This is a genomic window from Pseudomonas sp. ANT_J12 (assembly GCF_008370045.1).
Lineage (GTDB): Bacteria > Pseudomonadota > Gammaproteobacteria > Pseudomonadales > Pseudomonadaceae > Aquipseudomonas.
In genome coordinates this window covers 94,203-120,365 of record NZ_VOBN01000019.1, presented here as the reverse complement: position 1 = coordinate 120,365, position 26,163 = coordinate 94,203, and the positions used below count along the sequence as shown (strand labels likewise).

21 protein-coding genes and 2 pseudogenes are annotated in these 26,163 nt (G+C 61.9%); 13 read left to right on the top strand and 10 right to left on the bottom strand.

Annotated features, from left to right (window positions below; translation table 11 throughout):
* Positions 1–97: 97 nt before the first annotated feature.
* The 6 genes from FQ192_RS27480 (at position 98) to codA (ending at position 5,924) form a co-directional block, all read left to right on the top strand.
* A complete protein-coding gene (locus tag FQ192_RS27480) occupies positions 98–1,177 on the top strand; it encodes a patatin-like phospholipase family protein (RefSeq protein ID WP_149661332.1) in 1,080 nt (359 codons plus the stop codon).
* 75 nt (positions 1,178–1,252) lie between these two features.
* Positions 1,253–1,609, top strand: a complete 357-nt coding sequence (gene queD / locus FQ192_RS27475) for a 6-carboxytetrahydropterin synthase QueD (protein ID WP_123409926.1) — start codon at positions 1,253–1,255, stop codon at positions 1,607–1,609.
* Positions 1,610–1,720: 111 nt separating this feature from the next.
* Complete coding sequence (locus FQ192_RS27470) at positions 1,721–2,173, top strand: GNAT family N-acetyltransferase (RefSeq protein ID WP_149661328.1); 453 nt, start codon at positions 1,721–1,723, stop codon at positions 2,171–2,173.
* A gap of 113 nt (positions 2,174–2,286) precedes the next feature.
* On the top strand, positions 2,287–3,108 hold the full coding sequence (locus FQ192_RS27465) for an alpha/beta fold hydrolase (RefSeq protein ID WP_149661327.1): 822 nt from the start codon (positions 2,287–2,289) through the stop codon (positions 3,106–3,108).
* A gap of 286 nt (positions 3,109–3,394) precedes the next feature.
* The gene (gene codB / locus FQ192_RS27460; RefSeq protein ID WP_149661326.1) at positions 3,395–4,666 is read left to right on the top strand and encodes a cytosine permease; all 1,272 of its coding nucleotides are present in this window, start codon (positions 3,395–3,397) and stop codon (positions 4,664–4,666) included.
* A 13-nt stretch (positions 4,667–4,679) separates the two neighbouring features.
* Entirely contained in the window at positions 4,680–5,924 is a 1,245-nt protein-coding gene (gene codA, locus FQ192_RS27455) for a cytosine deaminase (protein ID WP_149661325.1), read from the top strand.
* Positions 5,925–6,027: 103 nt separating this feature from the next.
* Here the strand turns inward: codA and FQ192_RS27445 are convergent, their stop codons facing one another.
* Together FQ192_RS27445 and FQ192_RS27440 are read right to left on the bottom strand one after the other, a co-directional pair.
* On the bottom strand, positions 6,028–7,020 hold the full coding sequence (locus FQ192_RS27445; RefSeq protein ID WP_149661323.1) for a diaminopimelate epimerase: 993 nt from the start codon (positions 7,018–7,020) through the stop codon (positions 6,028–6,030).
* A gap of 45 nt (positions 7,021–7,065) precedes the next feature.
* Complete coding sequence (locus tag FQ192_RS27440) at positions 7,066–7,845, bottom strand: helix-turn-helix domain-containing protein (RefSeq protein ID WP_149661331.1); 780 nt, start codon at positions 7,843–7,845, stop codon at positions 7,066–7,068.
* A gap of 92 nt (positions 7,846–7,937) precedes the next feature.
* Here FQ192_RS27440 and FQ192_RS27435 point away from each other — a divergent pair, with 92 nt between their 5' ends.
* A complete protein-coding gene (locus FQ192_RS27435; protein ID WP_149661322.1) occupies positions 7,938–8,189 on the top strand; it encodes a hypothetical protein in 252 nt (83 codons plus the stop codon).
* Positions 8,190–8,326: 137 nt separating this feature from the next.
* Complete coding sequence (locus FQ192_RS27430) at positions 8,327–9,478, top strand: MFS transporter (protein ID WP_149661321.1); 1,152 nt, start codon at positions 8,327–8,329, stop codon at positions 9,476–9,478.
* A gap of 99 nt (positions 9,479–9,577) precedes the next feature.
* Here the strand turns inward: FQ192_RS27430 and FQ192_RS27425 are convergent.
* From FQ192_RS27425 to FQ192_RS27405, 5 genes and pseudogenes are all read right to left on the bottom strand, one after another.
* Positions 9,578–9,766 (bottom strand): annotated as a pseudogene (locus FQ192_RS27425) (hypothetical protein); the annotation flags it as partial.
* Between the two features lie 34 nt (positions 9,767–9,800).
* Positions 9,801–10,178, bottom strand: coding sequence for a c-type cytochrome (locus tag FQ192_RS27420; RefSeq protein ID WP_149661320.1), 378 nt, complete (start codon positions 10,176–10,178; stop codon positions 9,801–9,803).
* 253 nt (positions 10,179–10,431) lie between these two features.
* A complete protein-coding gene (locus FQ192_RS27415) occupies positions 10,432–14,931 on the bottom strand; it encodes a hemagglutinin repeat-containing protein (protein ID WP_149661330.1) in 4,500 nt (1,499 codons plus the stop codon).
* A 92-nt stretch (positions 14,932–15,023) separates the two neighbouring features.
* Complete coding sequence (locus tag FQ192_RS27410) at positions 15,024–16,736, bottom strand: ShlB/FhaC/HecB family hemolysin secretion/activation protein (protein WP_149661319.1); 1,713 nt, start codon at positions 16,734–16,736, stop codon at positions 15,024–15,026.
* Positions 16,737–16,856: 120 nt separating this feature from the next.
* Positions 16,857–17,978 (bottom strand): MFS transporter, encoded by a 1,122-nt coding sequence (locus tag FQ192_RS27405; protein ID WP_149661318.1) that lies wholly within the window; start codon positions 17,976–17,978, stop codon positions 16,857–16,859.
* A gap of 101 nt (positions 17,979–18,079) precedes the next feature.
* Here FQ192_RS27405 and FQ192_RS27400 point away from each other — a divergent pair, with 101 nt between their 5' ends.
* The 3 genes from FQ192_RS27400 (at position 18,080) to FQ192_RS27390 (ending at position 21,645) form a co-directional block, all read left to right on the top strand.
* Positions 18,080–18,844 carry a helix-turn-helix transcriptional regulator gene (locus tag FQ192_RS27400; RefSeq protein ID WP_149661329.1) on the top strand — a complete coding sequence of 255 codons (765 nt, stop codon included), beginning with the start codon at positions 18,080–18,082 and terminating at the stop codon, positions 18,842–18,844.
* Between the two features lie 96 nt (positions 18,845–18,940).
* Positions 18,941–20,059, top strand: coding sequence for an HlyD family secretion protein (locus FQ192_RS27395; protein WP_149661317.1), 1,119 nt, complete (start codon positions 18,941–18,943; stop codon positions 20,057–20,059).
* Complete coding sequence (locus FQ192_RS27390; protein ID WP_149661316.1) at positions 20,056–21,645, top strand: DHA2 family efflux MFS transporter permease subunit; 1,590 nt, start codon at positions 20,056–20,058, stop codon at positions 21,643–21,645. Before FQ192_RS27395 ends, FQ192_RS27390 begins: the two co-directional genes overlap by 4 nt.
* Here FQ192_RS27390 and FQ192_RS27385 read toward each other — a convergent pair whose 3' ends face one another.
* The 3 genes from FQ192_RS27385 to FQ192_RS27375 form a co-directional block, all read right to left on the bottom strand.
* Positions 21,646–22,086, bottom strand: coding sequence for a carboxymuconolactone decarboxylase family protein (locus FQ192_RS27385; RefSeq protein WP_149661315.1), 441 nt, complete (start codon positions 22,084–22,086; stop codon positions 21,646–21,648).
* A gap of 230 nt (positions 22,087–22,316) precedes the next feature.
* Positions 22,317–23,759 (bottom strand): mechanosensitive ion channel family protein, encoded by a 1,443-nt coding sequence (locus FQ192_RS27380; RefSeq protein WP_149661314.1) that lies wholly within the window; start codon positions 23,757–23,759, stop codon positions 22,317–22,319.
* Positions 23,760–23,908: 149 nt separating this feature from the next.
* Positions 23,909–24,775 carry a pirin family protein gene (locus tag FQ192_RS27375; protein WP_149661313.1) on the bottom strand — a complete coding sequence of 289 codons (867 nt, stop codon included), beginning with the start codon at positions 24,773–24,775 and terminating at the stop codon, positions 23,909–23,911.
* Positions 24,776–24,882: 107 nt separating this feature from the next.
* On the opposite strand from FQ192_RS27375, the pseudogene FQ192_RS34655 reads away from it, so the two are divergent.
* A pseudogene (locus tag FQ192_RS34655) lies at positions 24,883–25,053 on the top strand (PaaI family thioesterase); the annotation flags it as partial.
* A gap of 305 nt (positions 25,054–25,358) precedes the next feature.
* Entirely contained in the window at positions 25,359–26,162 is an 804-nt protein-coding gene (dkgB, locus tag FQ192_RS27365) for a 2,5-didehydrogluconate reductase DkgB (protein WP_149661312.1), read from the top strand.
* Position 26,163 lies beyond the last annotated feature (1 nt).

Sequence of the window (26,163 nt, the reverse complement as noted above, 5' to 3'; positions counted from 1 at the left end):
AAGGCGTCCGTGAAATCGCCTTCGCCGGCAAGCCTGGCTCCTACAGGTCATAGAACACATGTCTATAATCCCCCGCTTGCCCGACATCGAGACCGGTATGACCGCTATCCACATCAAGTTCCCTTCCCTGACCCTCAAGGCCGGCCCGCGGGCCTTTGCGCGGATTCGTGAAAACGGCCTGGACGCTGCCGACGTCGGCACGCTGCCGGGCGCGGCCGGTGGGCCCAAGGCGTTGGGGATTCAGGGTCTGGACCTGGCGCTGTTCGGCGAATGGCTGCCGGCGGCGCCCCGGGAGCGTTCGTTGATTGGTGCGTCGGTGGGCTCCTGGCGGTTCGCCAGCGCGTGTCTGCCGGATGCCGCCGAAGGCATTCGCCGCCTCGGTCATCTGTACACCGAGCAAAACTTCGACAAGGGCGTGACCATGGCGCAAATCAGCCAGAGCTCACGGCGCATGCTCGATGAGCTGCTGGACGGGCGCGATGCCTTGATCCTCGACAACGCCCATTACCGACTGAACATCATGGTGGTCAAAAGCCACGGCCTGCTCGCCCATGATCATCGCGGCCGCCTCGGGCTGGGCCTGTCATCGGTGATCGCCGACAACCTGCGGGGCCGCGCGCGGCTGTCGAAGCATTTCGAACGGCTGATCATCCATGACCCGCGCCTGGCGCCGCCGGTCAATGCGCTGAACGACTTCCCGTCGCGCTTCATCGCCCTGAACGCCGGCAACCTGCGCCAGGCCCTGCTCGCATCGGGCTCGATCCCGATGGTCATGGAAGGCGTGCGCGATTTGCCGGGTGCCGGTGCCGGGACGTTCCGCGACGGCGGCCTGCTGGACTATCACCTCGACCTGCCCTACAGCGGCACCGACATCGTGCTCTATCCGCACTTCACCGACCGGGTGATTCCCGGCTGGTTCGACAAGACTTTGCCGTGGCGCCGCGCCTGTTCGACGCGGTTGCAGGATGTCTTGCTGCTGGCGCCGTCGAAGGATTACCTGGCGCGCCTGCCCTACGGCAAATTGCCGGACCGCAACGACTTCAAACGCTTCATGGGCGATGCGCCGAGCCGGCAGAAATACTGGCGCGCGGCGATGGATGAAAGCCGGCGCATGGGCGACGAGTTCCTGGAGCTGGCCGCCAGCGGTCGCCTCGGCGAGCGCCTGCTGACCCTTTAGTCAGGACAAACTGGTAAACTCGCCGCCTGCCCACATCGCCGCGGCGATCGCCACCTGACAGAGCTGAAAATCACTGTGGAAATCTTCAAAGAGTTTACGTTCGAATCCGCCCACCGCCTGCCCCACGTACCGGAAGGCCACAAGTGCGGTCGCTTGCACGGTCACTCGTTCAAAGTGGCAATCCACCTGAGCGGCGACCTCGATCCGCATACCGGCTGGATCCGCGACTTCTCGGAAATCAAGGCGATCTTCAAACCGCTCTACGAGCGCCTCGATCACAACTATTTGAACGACATTCCTGGCCTGGAAAACCCGACCAGTGAAGTGCTGGCCAAGTGGATCTGGACCGAGCTGAAGCCCCTGCTGCCGGAGTTGAGCGCGATTCGTATCCACGAAACCTGCACCAGCGGCTGCATCTATCACGGTGAGTAAAACCACCTGATTGAAAAGAACCACCGGCGACGGTGGTTTTTTTATGCCTGTCGTTTCAGGCTGACGCCGAGTACAGTCAGGCCCCATCCTTGGCCCAAAGGAACCCGTCCCATGTCTCCGCTTATCCGCCCCGCTACGCTTGAGGACATAGCGCAGATCGAGGCCATCGTCGAGGCGGCTTACTCGCCTTACATCGAACGCATCGGCTGCAAACCCGCGCCGATGCTGGACGACTACGCCAGCCAAGTGCTGGCCCGGCGCGTCCATGTCCTCGCCCATGAAAAGAACCTCAGCGGTTTCGTGGTGCTGATCGACACCGAAGAGTACTTGCTGCTGGACAACATCGCGGTCAGCCCGGCGATCAAAGGGCAAGGTTATGGCCGGCAGTTGCTGGACTTCGCCGAACGCCATGCGCTCGACGCGGGTTACCCGTCCATTCGGCTCTACACCAACGAAGCGATGAGTGAAAACATTGCGCTGTACCTGCGCCGGGGGTATGTCGAAACCCACCGGGTCGAAGAGAACGGTTTACGGCGGGTGCACATGCGCAAGACGTTGGGCTGAGCCCTCGCACACCGCGTTATGCGTTTCGTCAGTTAGTCCAAAAACCACCTTCAGCGGTGGTTTTTTTATGCCTATGCTTTTTGGCTCCCATCTGCCAAGAGGACACCCCCCCGATGACTGACTGGCCGCTGCCCCAGACCTATCGCTTCAATGGGCATTCCGTACGCTTTGCCGTACGCGGTGACGGCCCGCCGTTGGTGTTCGTGCATGGCACGCCATTTTCTTCCTGCGTGTGGCATCGGATCGCGCCGCATTTCATCGCCACCCATCGCGTGCATTACTTCGATCTGCTGGGGTACGGGCAGTCCGCGCAACCCGACGGCGACGTGTCCCTGGGTGTACAAAACGAACTGCTGACGCAATTGCTCGAGCACTGGGGCCTGGACAGCCCGGATGTGGTGGCCCACGACTTCGGCGGTGCCACCGCCCTGCGTGCGCATCTGCTCAACGGCAAAAACTACCGCAGCCTGACCCTGATCGATCCGGTGGCGCTCACGCCCTGGGGCTCGCCGTTCGTGCAGCACGTGCGCCAGCATGAGGCGGCGTTCAGCGGTTTACCCGATTACATCCAGCGCGTGATTGTGCCTGCCTATATTCGCGGCGCGATCCAGCGCGAAATCCCCGACTCTGAGCTGGCGCCGTATGTGCAGCCGTGGCTCGGTGATGTAGGGCAAGCGGCGTTCTATCGGCAGATCGCGCAGATGGACGAGCGCTACACCCTTGAGGCCGAAGGGCTGTACCCGACCATTCGTTGCCCGGTGCAGATCCTGTGGGGGGAAGATGATCAGTGGATTCCCATCGAACGCGGGCGGGCCTTGCATGGAATGATTCCAGGGTCGCGGTTTCAGGCCGTTCCGAATGCCGGGCATTTGGTGCAGGAGGATGCGCCGGAAGCGATCGTCGCGGCGTTGCTGAGGTTTCTGCTTTCAGTTTGATCGTTCCCACGCTCTGCGTGGGAATGCCTCAAGGGACGCTCCGCGTTCCAGCTCTCGATTTGGGACGCGGAGCGTCCCGGGCTGCATTCCCACGCAGAGCGTGGGAACGATCAAAGACAGGTTATGTGTCTGCCTCATTACGGTGTCGAGCTTCACGACTTCGCACTGCTTTCGTACTCCCTTCCCGCCCCCGCTCCGGCGCTGGTCTATAAATAACCCCACCACCCGCACCTGGCACGACCACTGCAACCCTCCTCCGCGTCTCTCACTCAGCAAGGAACGCCCCATGACGCAGAACGCCCCCGGTAACGATTACCCCCTCAGCGAAGTCCCGATGCACGCCCGCAAAGGCCTGGCCTCCACGGCCATGGTGTTGCTGGGTTTCACTTTCTTTACCGCAACCATGTTTGCCGGCGGCAAGCTCGGGGTGGCGTTCAGTTTTGGCGAGATGATGGCGGTGATCATCGTCGGCAATCTGCTGCTGGGGATTTACGCCGCAGGGCTGGGCTACATCGCGTTCAAGAGCGGCCTCAACTCGGTGTTGATGGGGCGGTTCTGTTTCGGTGAAGTGGGTAGCAAGCTCAGTGACTTGATCCTCGGTTTCACCCAGATCGGCTGGTACGCCTGGGGCACGGCCACGGCGGCGGTGGTGTTGGGCAAGTATTTCGAGCTGGACGACGGCACGGTGCTCGGGCTGATGGTGTTGTTCGGCCTGGCATTTTGCGCGACGGCATATGTCGGTTATCGCGGGCTGGAGATTCTGTCGTACATCGCGGTGCCGGCGATGATGTTGCTGCTGATGCTGTCGATGTGGGTCGCCACGGTAAAGGTCGGCGGGCTCGACGGCTTGTTGGCCGTGGTGCCGAGCGGCACGCTGGATTGGTCGACCGCCATTACCTTGGTGTTCGGCACCTTCGTCAGCGGCGCGACCCAGGCCACTAACTGGACGCGCTTCTCGCGCTCGGCGCGGGTGGCGGTGTTGGCGAGCCTGATCGGTTTTTTCATCGGCAATGGCCTGATGGTGCTGATCGGCGCCTACGGGGCCATCGTCTATCAGCAGCCGGACGTGGTCGAAGTGCTGCTGTTGCAAGGTTTCGCCATGGCGGCGATGGCGATGTTGCTGCTCAATATCTGGAGCACCCAGGACAACACCATCTACAACTTCGCCGTCGCCGGGTGCAACCTGCTGCGTACCGGGCGCCGCAAAACCGTGACCCTGGCCGGCGCGGTGATCGGCACGCTGCTGGCAACGTTGGGTATGTACGACATGCTGGTGCCCTACCTGATCCTGCTGGGCACAGTGATTCCGCCGATCGGCGGGGTGATCATGGCGGACTTTTTCTTCCGTTATCGCGGTCAATATCCTCGCCTGGCCGATGCCCGGCTGCCGGCGTTCAACTGGCCCGGTTTGAGCGCTTATGCGCTCGGCACGGTCGCCGCCTTCAGCTCGCCGTGGGTCGCGCCGCTGGTAGGCATCGCTGCTGCCGCGCTAACGTATGTGATATTGACCGGCGTGCTGGGTGTCCGCACCGCCGATGCACCACTACAAGATCTCTAAAAGGATTCGCCTGATGCACATCATCAACGCCCGCCTGCGCAACCAAGAAGGCCTGCATGAGTTGCACCTGGAAAACGGCCTGATCGGCAACATCGCCCGGCAGACCGAAGCCCCGACCCTGGGTCCCGACGACCTCGATGCCGGCGGCAACCTGGTGGTGCCGCCCTTCGTCGAGCCGCACATTCACCTCGACGCCACCCTCACCGCCGGCGAACCGCGCTGGAACATGAGCGGCACGCTGTTCGAAGGCATCGAATGCTGGGGCGAACGCAAGGCCACCATCACCCTCGAAGACACCAAGACTCGCGCCAAAAAAACCATCCAGACCCTGGCCGCCCACGGCATCCAGCATGTACGCACCCACGTCGACGTCACCGACCCGACCCTGACCGCGCTCAAGGCGATGCTCGAAGTGCGCGAGGAAAGCCGGCACCTGATCGACCTGCAAATCGTCGCGTTCCCCCAGGAAGGCATCGAGTCCTACCGCAACGGCCGCGAGCTGATGGAGGAAGCGATTCGCATGGGCGCCGATGTGGTCGGCGGCATTCCGCACTTCGAATACACCCGCGATCAAGGCGTCAGCTCGGTGAAGTTCCTGATGGACCTGGCCGAACGCACCGGTTGCCTGGTGGACGTGCATTGCGACGAAACCGACGACCCGCACTCACGCTTCCTCGAAGTCCTGGCCGAAGAAGCCCGCAGCCGCGACATGGGTTCGCGCGTCACGGCCAGCCACACCACGGCCATGGGCTCTTACGACAACGCGTATTGCGCCAAACTGTTCCGCCTGCTCGGGCATTCCGGCATCAGCTTCGTCTCCTGCCCCACCGAAAGCATTCACCTGCAAGGCCGCTTCGACAACTTCCCGAAACGCCGCGGCGTCACCCGGGTCAACGAGTTGCTCGAAGCGGGCATGAACGTGTGTTTCGGCCAGGACTCGATCGTCGACCCGTGGTACCCACTGGGCAACGGCAACATCCTGCGCGTCCTCGAAGCCGGTCTGCACATCTGCCACATGCTGGGTTATCGCAACCTGCAAAGTGCGTTGGATTTAGTGACGGATAACAGCGCCAAAGCCATGGCCCTGGGGGATCGCTACGGACTGGAGCGCGGGCGGCCGGCGAACTTGCTGATCCTGTCGGCGGACAGCGATTACGAAGTGATTCGCAGCCAGGGTCTGCCGCTGTATTCGATTCGCGGGGGCGAGGTGTTGATGAAGCGGCAGATGCCGGTGGTGGAGTGGCCGCAACAGGTCTGAATGTTCGCTGACTGGGCGGGCCTCTTCGCGGGCAAGCCTCGCTCCTACGGGGATCACGCTGTACTTGTAGGAGCGAGGCTTGCCCGCGAAGGCGATCTTGAACTCACCCCATCAACCGCGCCGCGCCGAACAAACTCACCCGACTCAATTCACCGCCCTGCTCTTTCAACAAAATCGGCGCTGTGCCGCCGGGCATGACCACCTTCACCTCGCCCGCCTTCACCCAACCCACCCGCCACGCCGCGCAAGCCACCGCACTGGCGCTGGTGCCTGATGATGCGGTCGGCCCTTCCCCGCGTTCGAACACTCGGGCCACGATTTGTCCTTCGGATTCGAGCACCGCCCATTGCAGATTCACCCCCGCCGCACAGGGCTGCCCGGCGCCGGTCGGCGTGGCGTAGGCGATGCGGGTCAGTCCTTCGGCCAATGCCGGCTCACGCATTTGCGCGTTGCTCGGCAGTGCTTCGGCTTCAGCGACCAAGGTCACGCAATGGGGATTGCCGATTCGCACAAACTGGCTGCGCGCCCAGGCTGGATTGAGCGCCGACAATGGCTGCACATGGTTAAGGTCGCGCCCGTTCAACGTCACACTTTCAACCCCTTGGGCGCCCACCGCTTGCGGCCCGAACGAGGGTTTGCCGAGGTCGAGCCAAAACCCGTGAACGCCATCAATCTCGGCAGGTTTCACCGACGTTTCTACGGGTGAAACAGCATCGTTTTTGTCGTGATGAACCCGCAGCACGCAGGCCTCTTCACTCGGCAGCAACCCTTGCTCACTGAGCGACTGAGAGAAAATCGTCAAGCCGTTGCCACTGCGCTCGGCGAGGGTGCCGTCGGTGTTGACGATCAGCAGGTCAAAGGGCGGTGCTGCTTGAAACGGGCCGATCAGCAGGCCGTCGCAGCGATGGTCCTTGCTGCCAGGCGGCTGTGTGCCGGGCGCCCAGCCGCAGAACGCCTCGATGGCCGATAACGCCCAATGCTCGCGGGTTTGTGCGGCACGGCTGGCCTGTCCGGGTAGATCGATACCGCTGTGACGCACCGCGTCAGGCGTTACAACCGCGTAGATATTGCCCCGGGCATCGTAAAACGGCGTCATGGATCGGTCCTGAAGTCAGCGTGAAAAGTGCCTGTACTGTAGGCGTCAAAGCCCGTCGATGAAATACCGCCCCGGCGTCACCCCAAACGTACGGCGAAACATCGCAATAAACGCGCTGACATTGTCATATCCCAACTCCAGCGCAACTGTCGTCACCGCCGCCCCTGCCGCCAGCAACTCCAGCGCCCGCAACAACCGCGCGCGCTGGCGCCATTGGCTGAAGGTGAAGCCGGTTTCGCTGACGAAGCGTCGGGCCAGGGTTCGTGCCGATAATCCGCCCCACTGCGCCCATTGTTCCAGTGAGCGGTTGTCGGCCAGGTCGTCGACCAGTGCCTGGGTGATCCTCAGCAGTCGCGGGTCGTGGGGCAGCGGCAGGCCAAACGGTTCGGCGGGTGAGACGGCGATTTCGTCGAGGATGAGTTGGCCGATCCGTTCCTGGCGTTGATCCCGTACGCCCTCATCCCACGTCGCGGCGCGGTCCACGGCTTCGCGCAGCAATCCCGAAGTGGCGATGATGCAAGGTTGCTGCGGTAACCCGAAGCAGTCAGGCGCCGCCACATAAACGCTCCAGCCATGGAACGGACCATGGGAGTGCAAGCCGTGCAGGCAGCCCGGCGGAATCCACACCGCATGGGTGGCCGGCACCACCCAATGATGATCCGCCGCATCCACCGACAACAAACCACGCCGCGCGCCGAGCAATTGGCCACGGGCATGTTGGTGCAAGGCGCTTTGGCGTTCGACCGGGCTGTCCAGCGTGACGGCAATCACCCGCGCAGCGGTCGAGGACTGCGCCAGTTCGGTGGAGATCAGCGGTTTAACCATTGGCAGTTTCACGTTATTGAATGACCTGGATGACGCAGTTTAGCCAGGTTCAACACTTTAGGCTGAACACTCACTCAACAGGAGTCACCGATATGCGCGCCGAAGACCTGCTTCCCGACGATCTCGACCAAGGCCAATTCAACGGCACCACGGTGCGCAAAGGCACGGTCGGGGCGTTTCTGATCAATGCGCGAATGCTCGCCGATCCGCGTGCCAGCGATGAACAGCAGCGCCAGGCCAGGCAGGACATCGTCGAGGCTTTGCCCGCGCTAAAAGCGCTGGGATTGTTCGAAATCCTGCAAGTGCGCGACGAACACCTGCGCCGATTGTGCGAGGGCCAGTGACCCCCGCACTCGCGATGGAGGGCCGGGCTGTGCAAGGATGTCGCCCTGCCTGACCGCGAACCGCTGCGGACGCTGATCGAACCTGACCGGTAAGTCACTGTCCCTTGGGTACGCGACGTTTTTTGCCAAGGATCGATATGACCAACCTCAACACGCAAGCCGCCTTTGTTCCCGGACGCCTGGAACAGATGTCCACCCGCATCGCCTTTTTCATCGCCGGTTTCGGCATCGCCGCGTGGGCGCCGTTGGTGCCGTATGCCAAGGCGCGGGCCGGGCTGGATGAAGGGACCCTCGGTTTGCTGCTGTTGTGCCTGGGGGTGGGGTCGATTATTGCGATGCCGGTGGCGGGGATTCTGGCCACGCGGTTTGGCTGTCGCCGGGTGGTCAGTGCCGGGGTGTTGCTGATCTGCGCGGCGCTGCCCTTGTTGGCAACGGTGTCGTCGATTCCGGCGTTGATCGCGGCGCTGTTCATGTTTGGCGCGGGGCTGGGCACGGTGGATTCGACGGTCAACCTGCAAGCGGTGATCGTCGAGCGGGCCAGCGGCAAGACCATGATGTCGGGCTTCCATGGCTTGTTCAGCCTCGGCGGGATCGTCGGTGCGGCGGGTGTCAGCGCTTTGCTCGGCCTCGGGGTTTCGCCGCTTGGCGCGACGCTGGTGGTCGTCGTGATGCTGATCGTGGCCTTGCTCAAAGCCGTACCGCATCTCTTGCCTTATGGCAGTGAAAGTTCCGGCCCGGCGTTCGCCGTGCCCCATGGCATCGTGCTGTTTATCGGCATGATGTGTTTCATCGTGTTCCTCACCGAAGGCGCGGTGCTCGACTGGAGCGCGGTGTTCCTGGCATCCGAGCGCGGGATCGATACGGCGTATGCCGGGCTCGGCTATGCGGCATTTGCCCTGACCATGACCGCCGGGCGTTTGACCGGGGATGCAATTGTGCGGCGCCTGGGCGCGACGAAGGTGATGGTCTTTGGCGGGCTGACGGCCGCTGTGGGCCTGGCGCTGGCGACGTTTGCACCGACCTGGGAGGCGGCGCTGGTGGGCTATGCGCTGGTGGGCGCTGGGTGTTCGAACATCGTGCCGGTGCTGTACACGGCGGTGGGCAAACAGACCGTCATGCCGGAAAGCATCGCCGTGCCGGCCATTACTACCCTCGGTTATGCGGGGATCCTCGCCGGGCCTGCGCTGATCGGGTTTATCGCCCATGGCAGCAGTTTGAGTTTTGCGTTTGGGTTGATGGCGGTGTTGCTGGTGGCGGTGGCGATTGGCGGGAAGGTGCTGAAGGTTTGAATTGTGGCGAGGGGGCTTGCCCCCGTTGGGTCGCGCAGCGGCCCTGAAATTACGACTGCTTCGCAGCCGAACGGGGGCAAGCCCCCTCGCCACAGGGAACTAGAACCCGACGCTGGCCTGCACAAAGAATGTGCGCGGCGCACCCACGTATATGCCCGAATTGTTGTCGCTGGAACGGGTGAAGTACGGGTAATCGAACACGTTCTTCACCCCGGCGCCCGGCGAGTGCTGCTTGGACTGGGCGACACCGTCGATGTTGTAGGCCCAGCGATCGACGTCGTAACGCAGGGGGTCGATGCCGGTGCTCGTCTCTCATCTCAGATCATCGTTTTTGCGAAATAAAACCACTCATGTATTCATGTAAATCGCGCAGATCATTAACGCTCCAGGCGTGCGGCGGTATCTTTACCCCATTCTCCCGCAACGTTTTTGGAATCAAGTTTCCATTGGGGCGGAGTATTACCGAGGACACAATAACGCCCGGATAATCATTTAGCCGTTTCTTGAAAACGGAGGTTGTAAGATCAGGTGTTGGTGGGTTGCTTTTATTAGCCAATGGTCCTGTCCCCTTGATATCTGCGCCATGGCACACGGAACATCTCTGTAAATAGAGATTCTTCCCATTGAGATTATCTGCAAAGGATTGTGATGCTTGAACAAGTAATAAAACTCCCAGTAAAGCAATGAAGTTTATTTTCATTTCCATATGACCTTGTTGGATAAATCAGATCTGAATCAAGGGCAAACCCCAGAAGTGCCACTCTTTCGCATTTGCTTCTGGATAAGTCAATATTCAAAAAATCAAATTGACAAGGCCTTCACTGGAAGAGACTTCGTAACGGCGAACCGCGCCCTCGCGTTATTTCTAAGTAACCTGATTGTGGGCGCAGGAAAAGCTCGACCCACCGAACCAGGTGAGCCGAGCTTGAGCGTCGCCGCAGGCGATGTGGTGCTTAGATATTTTCCTCGTCAATCCCGGCCTGTAGCGACTGGCTGTCGTAATGACCGCCGATTGTCACGGGACCGAGTTTGACGCTGTGTTCACCCACAAGCGAAACCTCGGGTGTGCTGCCCTCGGCTTTCGGTTTCTCCGGCAGATCGAGACCGGCCGTTACGCCGTAGTCGCGATTGCTCAGGTCGGTGGAACTGACTTTCGAGCCCCCCAGATCGACCCGGCCTTCTGTCGAAGCAATCCGTGCACCGGTCAGCTGCGTGGCGCCACCGACGTTGAGGTTAACGCCTTGCGTGCCACTGATACCGGAAGCCTGACTGACACTGTCTTTATGCTCGTAACTGCCGTCGATCTTCAGTGTTGGCTTGTAGTCAGTCCCGCCCTTGGCAACGTTTTCCTTCTCCGCAGGCGCTGCTTTCTTGCCAGTCACGCCCAGGTCGATATCCACCTTGGCGCGGGTCTGGCTGTCCTGACGACTTTCCATGCTCAAGTCACCGCCAACCTTGCCACTGACCTTCGCCGCATCAATCCGCGCGCCTGCCAGATGCACATCCCCAGCGCTGTTCAATGCCACGCTGTCAGCCTTGATCAGGCTGTTCTGCTGAGTGGTGCCTTGCAAGTAATCAATGCCAACCTTGGCCCCGGCATTGAAGCCGTGATCACTCGTGGCGACGTTCTTTTCATCCACGACCGTCGGTGTGCTGTTGCTCAGGTTACCGCCAGCATTGAGCGCGAGATTCCAGTTAGTACGGTTCTGCGTGGACTGCGCCGACTCCTGATGGATCCCGCCCTTCTGCGTATCAAGGCTCACGCTCGGGGCGCTGACCTGGGTGCCTTGCAGATGGATCGCATCGCCACTGAGGGCGATCTTGTCCTGGCTGTTGAGCTGGCCACCGGTCAAGGTCTGGGTGTTTTCGTTGACCCGGCCGATGTTGAAATTGGCGCTGAGGTTGCCGCCCTGATCAGCACTTTTCTCAGTGCTGGTTTTGCTGCCACCGGCCTTCAGCCCGCCGCCAAGATTGCTGCCTGTGGCGGTATGGGTGTCGGTCGCCGCTTGCAGGTCGAGTTTGCCACCGGCCTTCAGGTCGATGCCGCCGACGGTGTCGACCTTTGTCCCTTGCAGGACTTGATCGCCGCCGCTGCTCAACAGCACCGGCCCCTTGCCCTGAATGCTCGCCACCTGAGCCTGGCTGTCCTGAGTCTGCTTGCCAGTGTGATCAAGCTGGAAGCCCGCACCCAGATCGACATTGGTGCCGTTGGTGCCGGGCGCCGTACCGACATTCAGCGAGCCGTTTCCACGCAGGCTGGAGGTGTCGCTGCTCTGCCGGTCGTTGGCCTGGTTCAACGCCAGCTCACCGCCAGTCTTGATCGAAACACCGCCCTGCCCGCCATCGAAATGGCTGCCTTCGAACTGACCGTTCCCACGCAGGTTGATGTTCACCCCTTCGCTGCCGGCATAGCCGCCGACCACAGCGGTGGAGCTGTCCTTGCGGGTCTGGATGCTGCCGCCCGCGCCGCTGGCGGCCACGTTCACGTCCTCACTGGTCTTGGTGTAGACCCGCACATCAGCCTTGGCGTCCAGCGCCTGATCACTGCTGCTGTGAGTGTTGCTTGCGGCGTTCGCCACCAAGGAATCGGCGCTGATGTTCACCTTGCCCGCGCTCGCCTGGTACTGCGTGCCTTGGTCCTGCAACGTGCCGTCGACCTTCACGTCCACGGTGCCGCCCTTGAACTGGCTGACCACGGCGTTGGTGTTCTGCTCGGTGTGGCTGGCCTCCTGATGACCGATGGCGACGTCGATGCCGAGATTCGGCTGCCCAAGATTGGCCAGTGCATTCTTGTCCGGCACCTTGGCGTTGAGCACGTCTTTGATCACGCCAGCAATCGGTCGGGCGATGTCTTTGTATTCGACATTGGCGCCGATATCGGCGGACCAGTTGCTCTCTGTATGCATGCTGCTGTCGGTGTTGCTCGCAGCCCGATTATCGACCTCGACCGCCGCGACATTCAGCCCTTTGCCGGCATCGACGCGTGCGCCCTCGGTGGTGAGTTTGCCGGTATTGATGTTGAGGTTGCCGCTGCTCTGTACACCGGTGGTTTGCGCCGTGGTTTTACCGGTGGTGTCTTGCGAAGTGGTGTGGGCGAAGTCGATGCCACTGCCCGCACGATCGAGGCCACCGGTGTAGTAAAAGCCGCCGCCGGTGCTGGTTTTATCGGTCGTAGTTTTGTGGCTGTCCTGCTCGGCCAGCAGCGAGACGTTTTTGCCGGTCAGGGTTGTGTCGCCATGAGTGGCTTTGACCTCGGCGCCTTTGAGCGTCAGGTCACCGCCCGCCGCCAGTTGCACCGTGGCGCCGCCGAGGCTGGAGCCCTGCTGATTCACATCGTTGCGGGTCACGGTTTGCTGCTTGTCCTCGTAATGCACACCGGCGCGGTACTGGCCGGCGTCCGGGGCATTTTCCCTGGCATAGGCGTCGAAGCCACGGGTCTGGGTGGTCTTGCGGGTCTCACTGGTGTTCTGGGTGGAATGCACTGTCACATTCCCCGCCGCTTCCGCGCTCAGGGTGCCGTCAGCCTTGACCGTGGCGCCGGCCACTTCGATGTCCTTGGCGCTCTTGAGCTTGAGGTTGCTGTCCGAGGTCAGTTCACTGCGCACCGTGGTGCTGTCCTTCGTGTTCTGCCGGGATTCGTCCTTGGTGATGCCGAAGAACTTGCTGTCCTTGTCGTGGCTGTTGGCGTGGGAGGTGTCCTGCACGCCATCGATGACCAGCGAACCCTTGTCGCTGATCACACTGGCCTCGGTGCCGCCGCGCACCTGGCTGCCGCTGATGCGCACGTCGTCGGCCTTGACGATCAGTTTGCCGGCGGCATTGACCTTGCTGCCCTGATTCTGCGTCTTGCCCTGATCGGCGTCGCCGGTCTTGCCGAAGAAACCGCCACCGACCAGATCGCCGGAATAACGGTTGTCACTCGTGCGCTGGGTGCGGCTGGCGCTGGTGATCTCGACCTGTTTGCCAGCGAGGTTAATGTCGCCCTTGCTGGTCAACGCCGCGCCTTCGGAACGCAGCAACGCCGCCGAGGCCAGGGCGATATTGCCGCCCTTCAACTGGCTGGTGACACCGCGTTGCTCTTCGCTGCTGCTGTTCCAGTCGGCTTTCCACAGGTGTTTGCGGTGGTTGCCCTGGTCGGTTGTGGTGTGGCTTTCAGTGGCGGCGTTCAGGCGCAGATCGCCGCCGCTCTGGACGCTCAGATTGTTCGCCGCTTCAAGTTTGGCGGCTTTGAGTTCGGTGTCGCCACCGGACGACAACACTGCGTCGCGACTGGCGAGAACCTGGCTGCCATGTTGACGCGAATCGCTGTCAGTCTGGGTCCGATCGTAGGTTTCCCAGGTGATGCCGATGGTGCTGTTGTTCCAGTTTTCGCGGGTCTGCTGTAGCTTGCGGCTTTCGACGGTGCTCAGGGTCAGGTTGCGTTTGGCGTCGAGCTTGACGTCGCGGCCGCTGACGTCGGCAGCGGCCAGGGTCAAGTCCTTGCCGCTGTGCAGGGCGACATCGCCCTGGCTGCTGCGCACGCCGGCACGCACCACGTCGAGGCTGTCCGGAACCGCTTGGCCACTGATGCTCAGGTCACCGGCAGAACGAATCTGCACGCCGTCGCGACCCGCCACTTGCACCGGGCCGACCCGCACACCCGCGCCTTCGGCGGTGCTGACGATGTTGATGCGCCCGGCCTGCATGGCGCCAAACAGGCTGGCGTCGATGCGTTGGTCGGTGGTGTTGCCGGCCGGGTCCACGGTATTCACCTGGCCGCTGGCGTAATCCACCTGATTGCGCCCCACCGTGAGATTGAGTTGATCACGGGCCGTAAGGCTGCCCTGGCTGTCGATGCGCGGAGCGATCAGGTTGATCGAGCCTTCGCGGTTTTGCAGGCCCGCACCTTGTATCTGCAACTGTCCCGTGGCATCGCGGGTGCTCAGGGCTTGCAGCTTGCCGTCGTTCAACTCGGGGCGACCGACCACCAGATTGGCGTTCGGCGTGTTGATGAAGCTGCCGCCATTCACCGAAATACCGTTGGGGTTGGCCAACACGTAATCGGCGGACTTGCCGAAGATTTCCTGGGCGCCATTGAGGGTCGAGGCGTTGCGGCTGATCACTTCGTTGAGGATCACGCTCGCGGCCTGGCCCTGGAGTTGCGGGTTGGCCGCCAGTTGCCCGGCGAGCTGGGATTGCCCGGCCTGCAAGGCGTTGTTCAACACCAGGCCCTGGCGGTCGACGTTGTAGTCGAGAAACTGGTTATGCGACAGGCCCGAACCATTGGGCGCAACGATATTGACGATGGGCACGCCACCCTGGGTTTGCAGTTGCGCGGTGCCGCCGGGACCTGGCGCGACCACCACGCCACCGGCGAGGGCACTCGGCAGGTGGGCAATCAGGAACAGGCTGGCAATCGCCCAGCGCAGTTTGCCCCGAGGGGACAGATGGAACGCAAATGTCTGTGCAGGCATAAAAACCTCTCGATAAAAGTGCGGCATCACGTGGCGCGCCGAGTTGTTGGCCGTGGTTGTGGCGCACAGGTCCGACGGCTGTTTGCTGGTATTCATAGTTGCAACCCCACGCGCATCAGCCAGGTCTCGGGCTCATGCTGCAAACCGCGGGGGGTGTTGAGGCTGTGTTGGTAATCGACGTCCACTTGCAGGTTTTTCCAGCCCAGGTTGACCCCGGCGCTGGCCCCGCTCAGGCGTTGGCCCTGGGCGCCGTGGTCGGCCTTGATCCAGCCGTTGTCCAGGCCCAGGCGCGGGGTGATTTGCAGCGCAAGATCGTTGCGTAACGGCAGGCGCAAGGTGTTGCGCCAGATCGCGCCGCTGGCGCCGGACGCGCTGTTGACCCGGTAACCGCGCACCGCCGAATCGTCGGTGCCCAGCAGTTGCTCGATGGCCGGCAGCGGATCGGGGCTGTATTGCACGTTGAGCTGGCTCTGCCATTGCCACGCCTGCCGGCCGAACTGGCCATTGCGCCATTGGCTGAGGCCGGCGCGGTACTTGCGAAACTGTGACTTGGGCTGGTTGTTGACCTGGCGATTGGCGTCGTCATCGGCACCGAGCCAGCGCAGGCCCTGGGCCACATTCACGTCGAGGTTCCACACCGCGCTGTTGAGCCAGAACAGGTTCAACCCGGCTTCGGCCACGGTCAGGGTCGGGCTCTGGATGCCGAGGCGCACGCTCTCCAGATAACTGTCGACGTCCTTGTGCGCCAGTTGCAGGTTTGCACTGAGCTGACGGCTCTGGTCGCGCCACAACACCCGATCGGCGCGCAGGCTGAGTTGGTCGGTGATGCCGGTGCTGTGAAACGTCACGCTAGGGAGTTTGAACGGCGCACGGTATTCGGCGTGGCTGGCGAACACGCTCCAGGTCCAATAGCCGTAGGGGATCGCGTAATACAGGCTGGCGTTGCGGCTGTAGCGATCGCCCTGATTGAGGGTGTCGCTGGCGCTGAGGTTGAGGGAGTCGTTGAGTTCCAGCGGGCTGTCGAGGCTCAGGCTCAACGTGTCGCGATCACGCCCGGTGCTGGCGCTGCCCAGGTTGTCCACCCCCAGGCCCAGGGCCCAGCGCGATTGGCCGTTGGTGCGAGAACGCAGAATGATCCGCGAGGCGCCGGGCTGGCTGCCGGGGGCGATGTCGGCGGTCAGGTCTATCGAACGCAGGCGGTTCAACTGGTCCAGGCCCTGCTCCAGATCCCGCAGGTTCAGCGGTTTGCCAAGCATCCCGGGGAAGGCGCCGCCGAGGGACACCGGCAGGCTCTGGTCGGCCAGTTCGATGGACTCGATATAACCTTCATCGACCACGATATCCAGCGACTGCCCCGCCGCTGGCGCGCTGCTGAGCGATGGACGGCTGGCGATATAACCAGCGTCCACGTACAGCGCGGTGATGGTCGCCAGCAGATGATTGATCTGGCCGACGCCCATGCACGCCGACAGTTGCGGCTTGATCTGTTCGTTGAGCTTTTTGTTGCTGATCAGGGTAACGCCGCCGATGCGCGTTCCGCTCAGGGGCCAGCAGCGTTCATCCGGAGTGACTTGGGCGGGCAGCGCTGGCGTGACTGGCGGCGCACCGAAGCTGCCGCGTTCGAGTTGCCGGCGGCGTTGTTCCAGTTGCAGCTGTTGCAGGTCGCGCTGCTGCTGTTGCTGCTGGCGCAACACTTCCTGGCCTGGCGCAGCGGGCTCTGCGGCCTGAAGTGACGAAACACCCAGACTCGCCAGCAGAGCCGGCACCCACATACGACGCAGCACAGCGCAAAACGAATACGGCACTCAACATCCTTGCGATCATCAAATGGCTTAATGCCATTTCATCAATTTGCGTGATAGTCAGATCCATCCCACGCAAATGCAAGACGTGTCCTACAACGCTTACATTTCTTAAACAATTGTTCAGTTTTTCCACCAGGACAGCAGCAAGGCCAATGCGCCGCACAGCATCAAGGTTTCGCCCAATGCCTGGGACCAGCCGACCAGCATCAGCCCAGCGCCGATCAACAGGTAATACATCAAGCCAAACAGCGCGCCGGCCGTGCCCAGTCGATCAGCGTAATTGGCCAGGGCCGAGCCGAGGATGTTCGGGATCGCCATGCCGAACGCCAGTACCACCAGCAGCATCGATAACACAAACAATCCGCTGTCTTGCAGCAGCCACACACCGATGCCGCCGAGCCATGCCACGCCCGCCGCGAGACGGATCAGGCCCAATCCCGTGAACCCTCTGCGCAGCAACCGTCTATTGAGCCAGGCGCCAAGACCGGAGCCCAGGGCCAGGATCACACCGCTGTAGCCGAACAGTTGCCCACTCAATCCCAGCCGCTCAAACATAAAAGGACCGAGGCTGTAGTAACTGAACAAGGCGATGTTGAACAGCGCGACCAGCAACGTCGAACGCCAGATGTCCCGATCTTGCAGCATGTGCCTCAGGGTCTCGAACAGGCTGGCGTTGGTCAGGTGTTGCGGTCGGGTTTCCGGCAGGGTTCCCCAGCACCACAGCCACAACCCCAAGGACAACAGCAACAGACACCCAAGCACACCTCGATAGCCGAAGGCGTGCACCAGGCTCGCCCCGCTGAACAGGCCGAGTGCGGGACTGGCCGCCAGCGCAATGCCCATCAGGGAAAATACCTGAGCCAGTTCGGTGCCCTGGAAGCGATCGCGCAATAGGGTTTGCGTCACCACCGAGCCCACCGCAGCGCCGAATGCCGCCAGCGCCTGGGCCATCAACAGTCCGTTGAAGGTGCTGACCTGCAACGCCAACATCGACGCGCCAACGTACAACGCCAAACCGACAAGCATCGTCGGCCGCCGCCCGATGCGGTCGCACACCCGCCCCCACACCACCACGCCGAACGCAAAGGCCAGGAAATACACCGACAGGGTTTGCCCCGCCGCTTGCGGGCCAACGCCGAAGGCCTGGCCGATATCCGCCAACGCCGGGCTGTAGAGGGTTTGGGCGATCTGCGGGAACATCAATAACGCAATCGCCAGCACCAACAGGTTTCGGGAATTCATCACAGCGTCACTCTTCAATAAAAACTGGCGAGGAGTTTAAGAAGCACTGACTGACGTATTATCCGAACCCTGACACGTTATCGATGAAATCGGACATCTTCATGGCCTGGCTGGATTCCCACGCAACGTTCGACCCCGATCACTACCCGGCGAGTGTCATCGGCATCGCCTCCCACCTCGGCGACCACGATTCCGGCCTGCATCAACATCAGCGCGGGCAACTGCTGTTCACCCGCCGGGGGTGCATGCGCATCACCCTCGCCCAGCAGTTGTGCTTGCTGCCACCCTCCCGCGCCGCGTGGATTCCCTCCGGCGTGACCCACCGCGCGGTGATGCAACGCAGCGTGGATTACCGATCCATTTACCTGACGCCAGCGTTGTGTGTCGACCTGCCGCAACAGGTCTGCGTGATGGAAGTCAGCCCCTTGCTGCGCGCCGTGCTGGAACCGATTGCGCTGGCAGATTTCGCCACCGATTGGCAGCAGGGCAAATTCGTCCATCTGCTGGGCCTGTGCCTGAGCGAAATTCGCGAGGCCGCGCAACAACCGATGCTCCTGCCCCTGCCCCGGGATAAACGCCTGGCGCCGTTGCTGACGACACTCGACCGCCTGCCACCGGAACTTCAGGTGCTGGAACAACAGATCGGCGCCAGCGGGCGGACCATCGGCCGCATCTTCCAGCGCGAAACCGGCATGAGTTATCAGCAGTGGCGCCAGCAATGGCGATTGATGCGCGCCATGGAACTGCTCGCCACCGGTCGCAGCCTCGGTTACACCGCTTTTGAACTGGGGTTTGCCAGCGACAGCGCGTTCATCGCCTTCTTCAAGGACATGACCGGCGTGACGCCCGGCACCTGGCTTAAATAATCAACTGACGACCGGCAGCAAAAATAAATTGCCACAATATATTACCTGCGTCATATTACATTCGTAATAAACACCCGATTCCCACAGGTATCCCCCATGACCAGCATGCCCACCGTTGAACCCGACCTGGCTGTCCCGGTGAACACCAAGCCACCCGTGCTCAAGCGTTTGATGCTGCTGACCGTGGCCATCGCGGCGCTGGTCGGTCTTGGGCTGTACGGCGCCCACTGGTGGAGCGCCGGGCGTTTCCTTGAAGAAACCGACGATGCCTACATTGGCGGCGACGTGACGGTGATCGGGCCAAAAGTCGCGGGTTATATCGAAGAGGTGCTGGTCACCGACAACCAGAAGGTCAAGGCCGGCGACGTGCTGGTGCGCCTGGACTCGCGCGACTACCGCGCCAACCTGGCCAAGGCCGAGGGTGCAGTCGCCGCCGAAGAAGCCCTGCTCGCCAACCTCAACGCCACCGAACAATTGCAACACGCGGTGATCGGCCAGGCCCGCGCCGGGATCGATGCCGCTGGCGCCGAGACCGCCCGATCCCGGGATGACGATGCGCGCTACAAAAAACTGGTGGGCAGCAATGCGGTCTCGGTGGAAAGCGCGCAACGCGCCAATGCGACCTTCAAGACGGCCCAGGCGATCAGCGCCCGGGCCCAGGCGGAATGGCTGGCCAGTCAACGTCAGCTGGACGTGATCGAAACCCAGAAACAGCAAGCCCGCGCCGCACTGATGCAAGCCAAGGCTGAACGGGATCTGGCGCAGTTGAACGTCGGCTACACCGAACTCAAGGCACCGGTGGACGGCGTGGTCGGTAATCGTCGGGCGCGGGTGGGCGCTTATGCCCAGGCCGGTTCGCAATTGCTGTCGGTGGTGCCGTCCAGTGGGCTGTGGGTCGATGCCAATTTCAAGGAAGATCAACTGGCGCGGATGACCTCCGGCCAACGGGTGATCATCCGGGCCGACGTGCTTTCAGGCCAGGTATTCCATGGCCACCTGGACAGCCTCGCCCCGGCCAGTGGCGCGCAGTTCAGCGTCTTGCCGCCGGAAAACGCCACCGGCAACTTCACCAAAATCGTGCAGCGGGTACCGGTGCGCATCGTCCTCGATCCGGCGGATGGCGTGCTCGGCCATTTGCGCCCGGGGCTGTCGGTGACCGCTGAAGTGGACACCCGCGCCGACGATAAAACCCCCGCCGTGGCCAGCGCACCATGAGCACCGTCGCCGCTCCCGCGCGGCCGTTCAATGTTGCCAACATGGCGACGGCGACCAAGGTCTTCGCCTTCGCCAGCATGTGCATCGGCATGTTCATTGCGCTGCTCGACATCCAGATTGTCTCCGCCTCGTTGCGTGACATCGGCGGCGGACTCTCGGCGGGCACCGACGAAACCGCGTGGGTGCAGACCAGTTACCTGATCGCTGAAATCATCGTGATTCCGCTGTCGGGCTGGTTGTCCCGGGTGTTCTCGACCCGTTGGCTGTTCTGCGCCTCGGCGGTGGGCTTCACCCTGGCCAGCCTGCTCTGCGGCGTGGCCTGGAACATCCAGAGCATGATCGCGTTCCGTGCCCTGCAGGGGTTTCTCGGCGGCTCGATGATCCCGTTGGTGTTCACCACCGCGTTCTTTTTCTTCACCGGCAAACAACGGGTGATCGCCGCCGCGACCATCGGTGCGGTGGCTTCGCTGGCACCGACCTTGGGCCCGGTAATCGGTGGCTGGATCACCGACATTTCGTCCTGGCACTGGCTGTTCTACATCAACCTGGTACCGGGGATTTTCGTCGCGGTGGCGGTGCCGATGCTGGTCAAGATCGACCAGCCGGAATTGTCGCTGCTCAAGGGCGCCGACTACCTCAGCATGGTGTTCATGGCGCTGTTTCTCGGCTGCCTGGAATACACCCTCGAAGAAGGCCCACGCTGGAACTGGTTCAGCGACAGCACCATTTTGATCACTGCGTGGATCAGCGGCCTCGCCGGCCTGGCCTTCATCAGCCGCACGTTGTACGTGGCCAATCCGATCGTCGATCTGCGCGCTCTGAAGGACCGCAACTTCGCCCTCGGTTGCTTCTTTTCGTTCGTCACCGGGATCGGCCTGTTCGCCACGATTTACCTGACGCCGCTGTTTCTCGGTCGGGTGCGTGGCTACAGCGCGCTGGACATTGGCCTGGCGGTTTTCTCCACCGGGGTGTTCCAGATCATGGCGATTCCGCTGTACGCCTTTATGGCCAATCGCATCGACCTGCGCTGGATCATGATGACCGGCCTGGGGTTGTTCGCGTTGTCGATGTGGGATTTCAGCCCGATCACCCATGACTGGGGGGCCAAGGAATTGATGCTGCCGCAAGCGCTGCGCGGGATTGCCCAGCAACTGGCGGTGCCACCGGCGGTGACCCTGACCTTGGGCGGCCTGGCGCCGTCGCGGCTCAAACATGCGTCGGGGTTGTTCAACCTGATGCGCAACCTGGGCGGCGCGATTGGCATCGCAGCGTGCGCCACCATCCTCAACGACCGCACCAACCTGCACTTCACGCGCCTGGCGGAGCATTTGAACAGCACCAACGAAGCGCTCAACCAGTGGCTGTCCCAGGTTGGCAACAACTTCGCCGCCCTCGGCCAAAGCGGTGACGCGGGTGTCACCGCCAGCCTGCATCAGCTGTGGTTGCTGACCTACCGCGAAGCCCAGACCCAAACCTATGGCGACGCGTTTTTGATGATCATGGTCTGCTTCATTATCGCGACGCTGATGGTGCCCTTGATGCGCAAGGTGCAACCACCGGCCGCGCCGTCAGCAGACGCGCATTGATCAGGCTTGTGGCATTTTGCGGAAACCAATCGCCAGGCGGTTCCAGGCGTTGATGGTGGTAATGGCCACGGTCAGGTCGACCATTTCCTTGGGGCTGAACTCGGAGGTGGCCAGTTCGTAGTCTTCGTCCGAAGCGTGGGTCTGGCTGATCAGGGTCAGGGATTCAGTCCAGGCCATCGCCGCACGTTCACGCGGGGTGAAGAACGGCGTTTCGCGCCAGGCCGACAAGGTGGCCAGACGACGCTCGTCTTCGCCGCCCTTGCGGGCATCGGCGCTGTGCATGTCGAGGCAGAAGGCGCAGCCGTTGATTTGCGAGGTGCGCAGCTTGACCAGTTCAATCAGGTTCTTTTCCAGTGGCAGTTTCGACACCGCGGTTTCCAGGGCGATCATGGCTTTGAGGGCGTCCGGGGAAGCGGTGTAGAAATCGATACGAGGTTTCATGGCAGGGCTCCGTCACAAGGGGGTGTGGCGTTAAGTTAATCCCGCCCGTGGTTTCGACAAATAGCCAATATTCGAGAAGACGAGGAGGCCATTGCGAGGCCACCCAAAAAGACATCGGACAACGTTCCTACAGGATTTGTGTCATCCAAACATGTCGCGGCAAACCTCAAACCCCGTAGGAGCGAGGCTTGCCCGCGAACCGCGCAGCGGCCATCCACCGCAAATCCCACTCACGCGCGATGACGCAACCACTGCAAAAACCCCTTCTTCGGCACCACCACCGGTTCGTCCTGGGTCAAGGTCCGCGCCTTGTGCAAGCGGAAATCCAGCAAGGCTTTCATGGCATCGTTGATGTCGTGACGAGCGTCCAGGCACGGTTTGAGGTAGGCCTTTTCGATGCGGTACAGGGCGCAAAAGGTCTTGGCGGTAAACGCGGCGGGTACCGAGGTATCGGACAGGATGCCGGCCTCGCCAATCACCTCGCCAGGGCCCATGCGTCCGGATTCGAACGGGGTGCCGTGACGGGTCAGGGTCACCGAAATAACCCCGGATTCAATGATGAACAAATGATCGCTGACCTCCCCCGCCGCCAGAATCGTCTCGCCGGCACGGAAGGTTTGCAGGGTCATGTTCTGGCTGAAGGTCTCTTTCTCTTCCTGGCGCAGGGTCGAGAAAATCGCCGAGCTTTCCAACAGCGCCCGTGGTCGGGAGAAACTGTTCGGCGCCAGGGGTTCCACGCTCGACAGCATATTGATGCCGGAGGCCTGCAAGTGCCGGTACGCCAGGTCAAACAACAGATTGCGCACCGCGCGCTTCTGGTCCATCGAGACCACAAACCCACTGATTTCGTATTCCACGCCGGTGCTGCTGGAGCTTTTTAGCGCAACACTCGGCGCCGGGTGATCCAGCAGCAGGCGGCAACCCTGCATCGCCCGTTCAAGGGCTTCGACCACGGTGTTGGGCCGCGCGTGCGGGCTCAGTTGCAGGCTGATGGACACGCCGAATATGTCGCTCGGCCGACTGAAATTGATGATCTTGGCCTTGGCCGCCAGGGAGTTGGGGATCACGGCCAGGCTGCCTTGGGCGGTTTGCATGCGCGTGGCGCGCCAGTCGATGTCGGTGACCCGGCCCTCGGTGCCGTCGATGGAAATCCAGTCATCGATTTGATAAGGCTTGGTGGTGTTCAAAACGATGCCGGAGAACACGTCGCTGAGGGTGCTTTGCAGCGCCAGGCCGACGATGATCGCCACCGCGCCGGACGTGGCGAGCACGCCCTTGACCGGCAGGTCGAGCACGTAGGCCATGGCCGCGATGATGGCGATCAGGAAAATCACCGCGCCCAGCAAATCCTGGAGCAAACGCCCGGTGTGCCCGACCCGTTGCATCATCACCGCGCCGATCAGCACCGTCAGGGTCCGCGCACCGAATAGCCACCAGCCGATCTGCAAACCGGTGGCCGCCAGGTGCAGCGGCACGTTGTCGGCCCAGGGCGCCGGCTCCATCGGGTTCAGGCCTTCGTTGAACAGCAGGACGCTGAACAAGCCGAAAATCACCAGCCGTACGACCAGTTTCCAGTTGCTGCCATTGGTGCTGATCAAGCGCCACAGCCCCAGATCGATGAGGATCAAGGCTACGGCGACGAGCAGTGGGTGATTGGTGAGCAGTGACAGCATCAAGCAACTCCAGCGAGGGCCAATAGCGCGAAGATCTCACACATTGTAGGAGCTGGCGAAGCCTGCGATCTTTTGATCCTGATCTTTTTGAGATAGCCGAAACCAAAGGCCGGATCAAAGATCGCAGCCTTCGGCAGCTCGTTGGGTGGTTACCCTTGCATCCGCCCAAACCGCCCCGACTGGAAGTCGGCAAAGGCCTGGTGGATTTCCTGCTCGGTGTTCATCACGAACGGCCCGTGACCGACGATGGGTTCATCGATCGGTTCGCCGCTCAGCAGCAACACCACCGCGTCGCCATTGGCTTCGAGGGTGAGCTGAGCACCGTCGCGCTCGAACAGCGCCAACTGCCCTTCCCGCGCCAGTTCCAGGCCATTGACCTGCACCGTGCCGCGCAGCACCACCAGCGCGGTGTTGCGACCTTCGTGCAGATCAAGGGTCAGAAACTTGCCGGCGTTCAGGCGAATATCCCAGACGTCGATGGGCGTAAAGGTGCGGGATGGGCCAGTGTGGCCGTCGAACTCACCGGCAATCAGGCGCAGGCTGCCCGCGTTGTCCGGCAGCGGGATGCTCGGGATGTCGCGGTCGAGGATCGTCTGGTAACCGGCGTCGGCCATTTTGTCCTTGGCCGGCAGGTTGACCCACAGTTGCACCATTTCCAGTTTGCCGCCCGTTTTGGCGAAGTTTTCCGAGTGGAATTCTTCATGAAGAATCCCCGAGGCCGCCGTCATCCATTGCACGTCGCCAGGGCCGATGGTGCCGCCACTGCCGGTGGAGTCCCGGTGTTGCACTTCGCCGTCGTAGACGATGGTCACGGTTTCAAAACCGCGGTGCGGATGCTGGCCCACACCACGGCGCTCAGTGGTCGGGGTGAATTCGGCGGGGCCGGCGTGATCGAGCAGCAGGAACGGGCTGATGTGTTTGCCCAGGGTGTCGTAGGAAAACAGCGTGCGAACCGGAAAACCGTCGCCGACCCAATGGGCCCGTGGACTGGTGTAGATACCGATGATGTTTTTCATCGTGCCTCCGAAAAAGGTGGGTGAAACATGAACCCAGCTTAAATCTGCGCTCAATTCAGCACTAGAGGGCAACAACCAGCCTCAGCGTTCCACCAGTAGGACAATGCACGCCATTGAAGAAAGGCCAGGGCTACACGAGGCTGGATTTGCGCATCAGTTATGTCCGCGCGTTGACCGGCGCCAGCAGACCGGGGCGGGCCGAGGGTAAGATTGTGCATCCGGGACGTTCTACGGCGCTGGCCGAGGGGCGGATTTATGACGTGGATGGGCGGTTGTAGGCGACCGGGTCGACGACTTGCATGATTCTTGAGGCGCGGGGGTAAGGCTCCGAAACCGCGTTACGGCTATCGCGGGCAAGCCTTGCTCCTACAGGATGTGTGTCGTGCCGATATTTCGCGGAAAATCTCAAACCTGTAGGAGCGAGGCTTGCCCGCGAACAGGCCAGACCAAACACCCACAATTTCATCGACCAGCCACCCATTCATGACTTCCCGTCAACATTGACTTGACCTACCTGCGGTTTTTCTCGAGGGCATCGGCGCGGATACTGGTGGCCATTCCCACTGCAACCCTGGAGTCATTGATGTCTATTCCCGCATTCGGTCTTGGTACGTTTCGCCTGCAAGGCCAGGTGGTCATCGATTCGGTGAGCACCGGTCTTGAACTGGGCTACCGGGTCATCGACACCGCGCAAATCTACGAGAACGAAGCCGAAGTCGGCCAGGCCATCGCCGCCAGCGGTGTCCCGCGTCAAGAGTTGTTCATCACCAGCAAGATCTGGGTCGCCAACTTCGCCAAGGACCGCTTGATCGACAGCCTCAAACAGAGCCTGCGCAACCTGCAGACCGACTACCTGGACCTGACGCTGATCCACTGGCCGTCCCCGGAAGACCAGGTGCCCGTCGAAGAATTCATGGGCGCACTGCTTGAAGCCAAAAACATAGGCCTGACCCGCCAGATCGGCGTGTCCAACTTCACCGTCGACCTGATGAAACAGGCGATCGCCGCGGTCGGCGCCGAGAACATCGCCACCAACCAGATCGAGCTGCACCCGTACCTGCAAAACCGCAAGGTCGTCGAATTCGCCCAGAGCCAAGGCATCCAGATCACCTCTTACATGACCCTGGCCTACGGCGAAGTGTTGAAGGACCCGGTGATCCAGCAGATCGCCGAGCGCCTGCAAGCGACCCCGGCACACGTCACCCTGGCCTGGGCCATGCAGTTGGGTTACGCGGTGATCCCCTCCTCCACCAAACGCGCCAACCTGGAAAGCAACCTGCAGGCCTGCGCCTTGACCTTGAGCGACGCCGACATGGCGCTGATCGCCGGTCTGGATCGCGGTCAGCGCTTGACCAGCCCTAAAGGCATCGCGCCGCAGTGGGATTGAT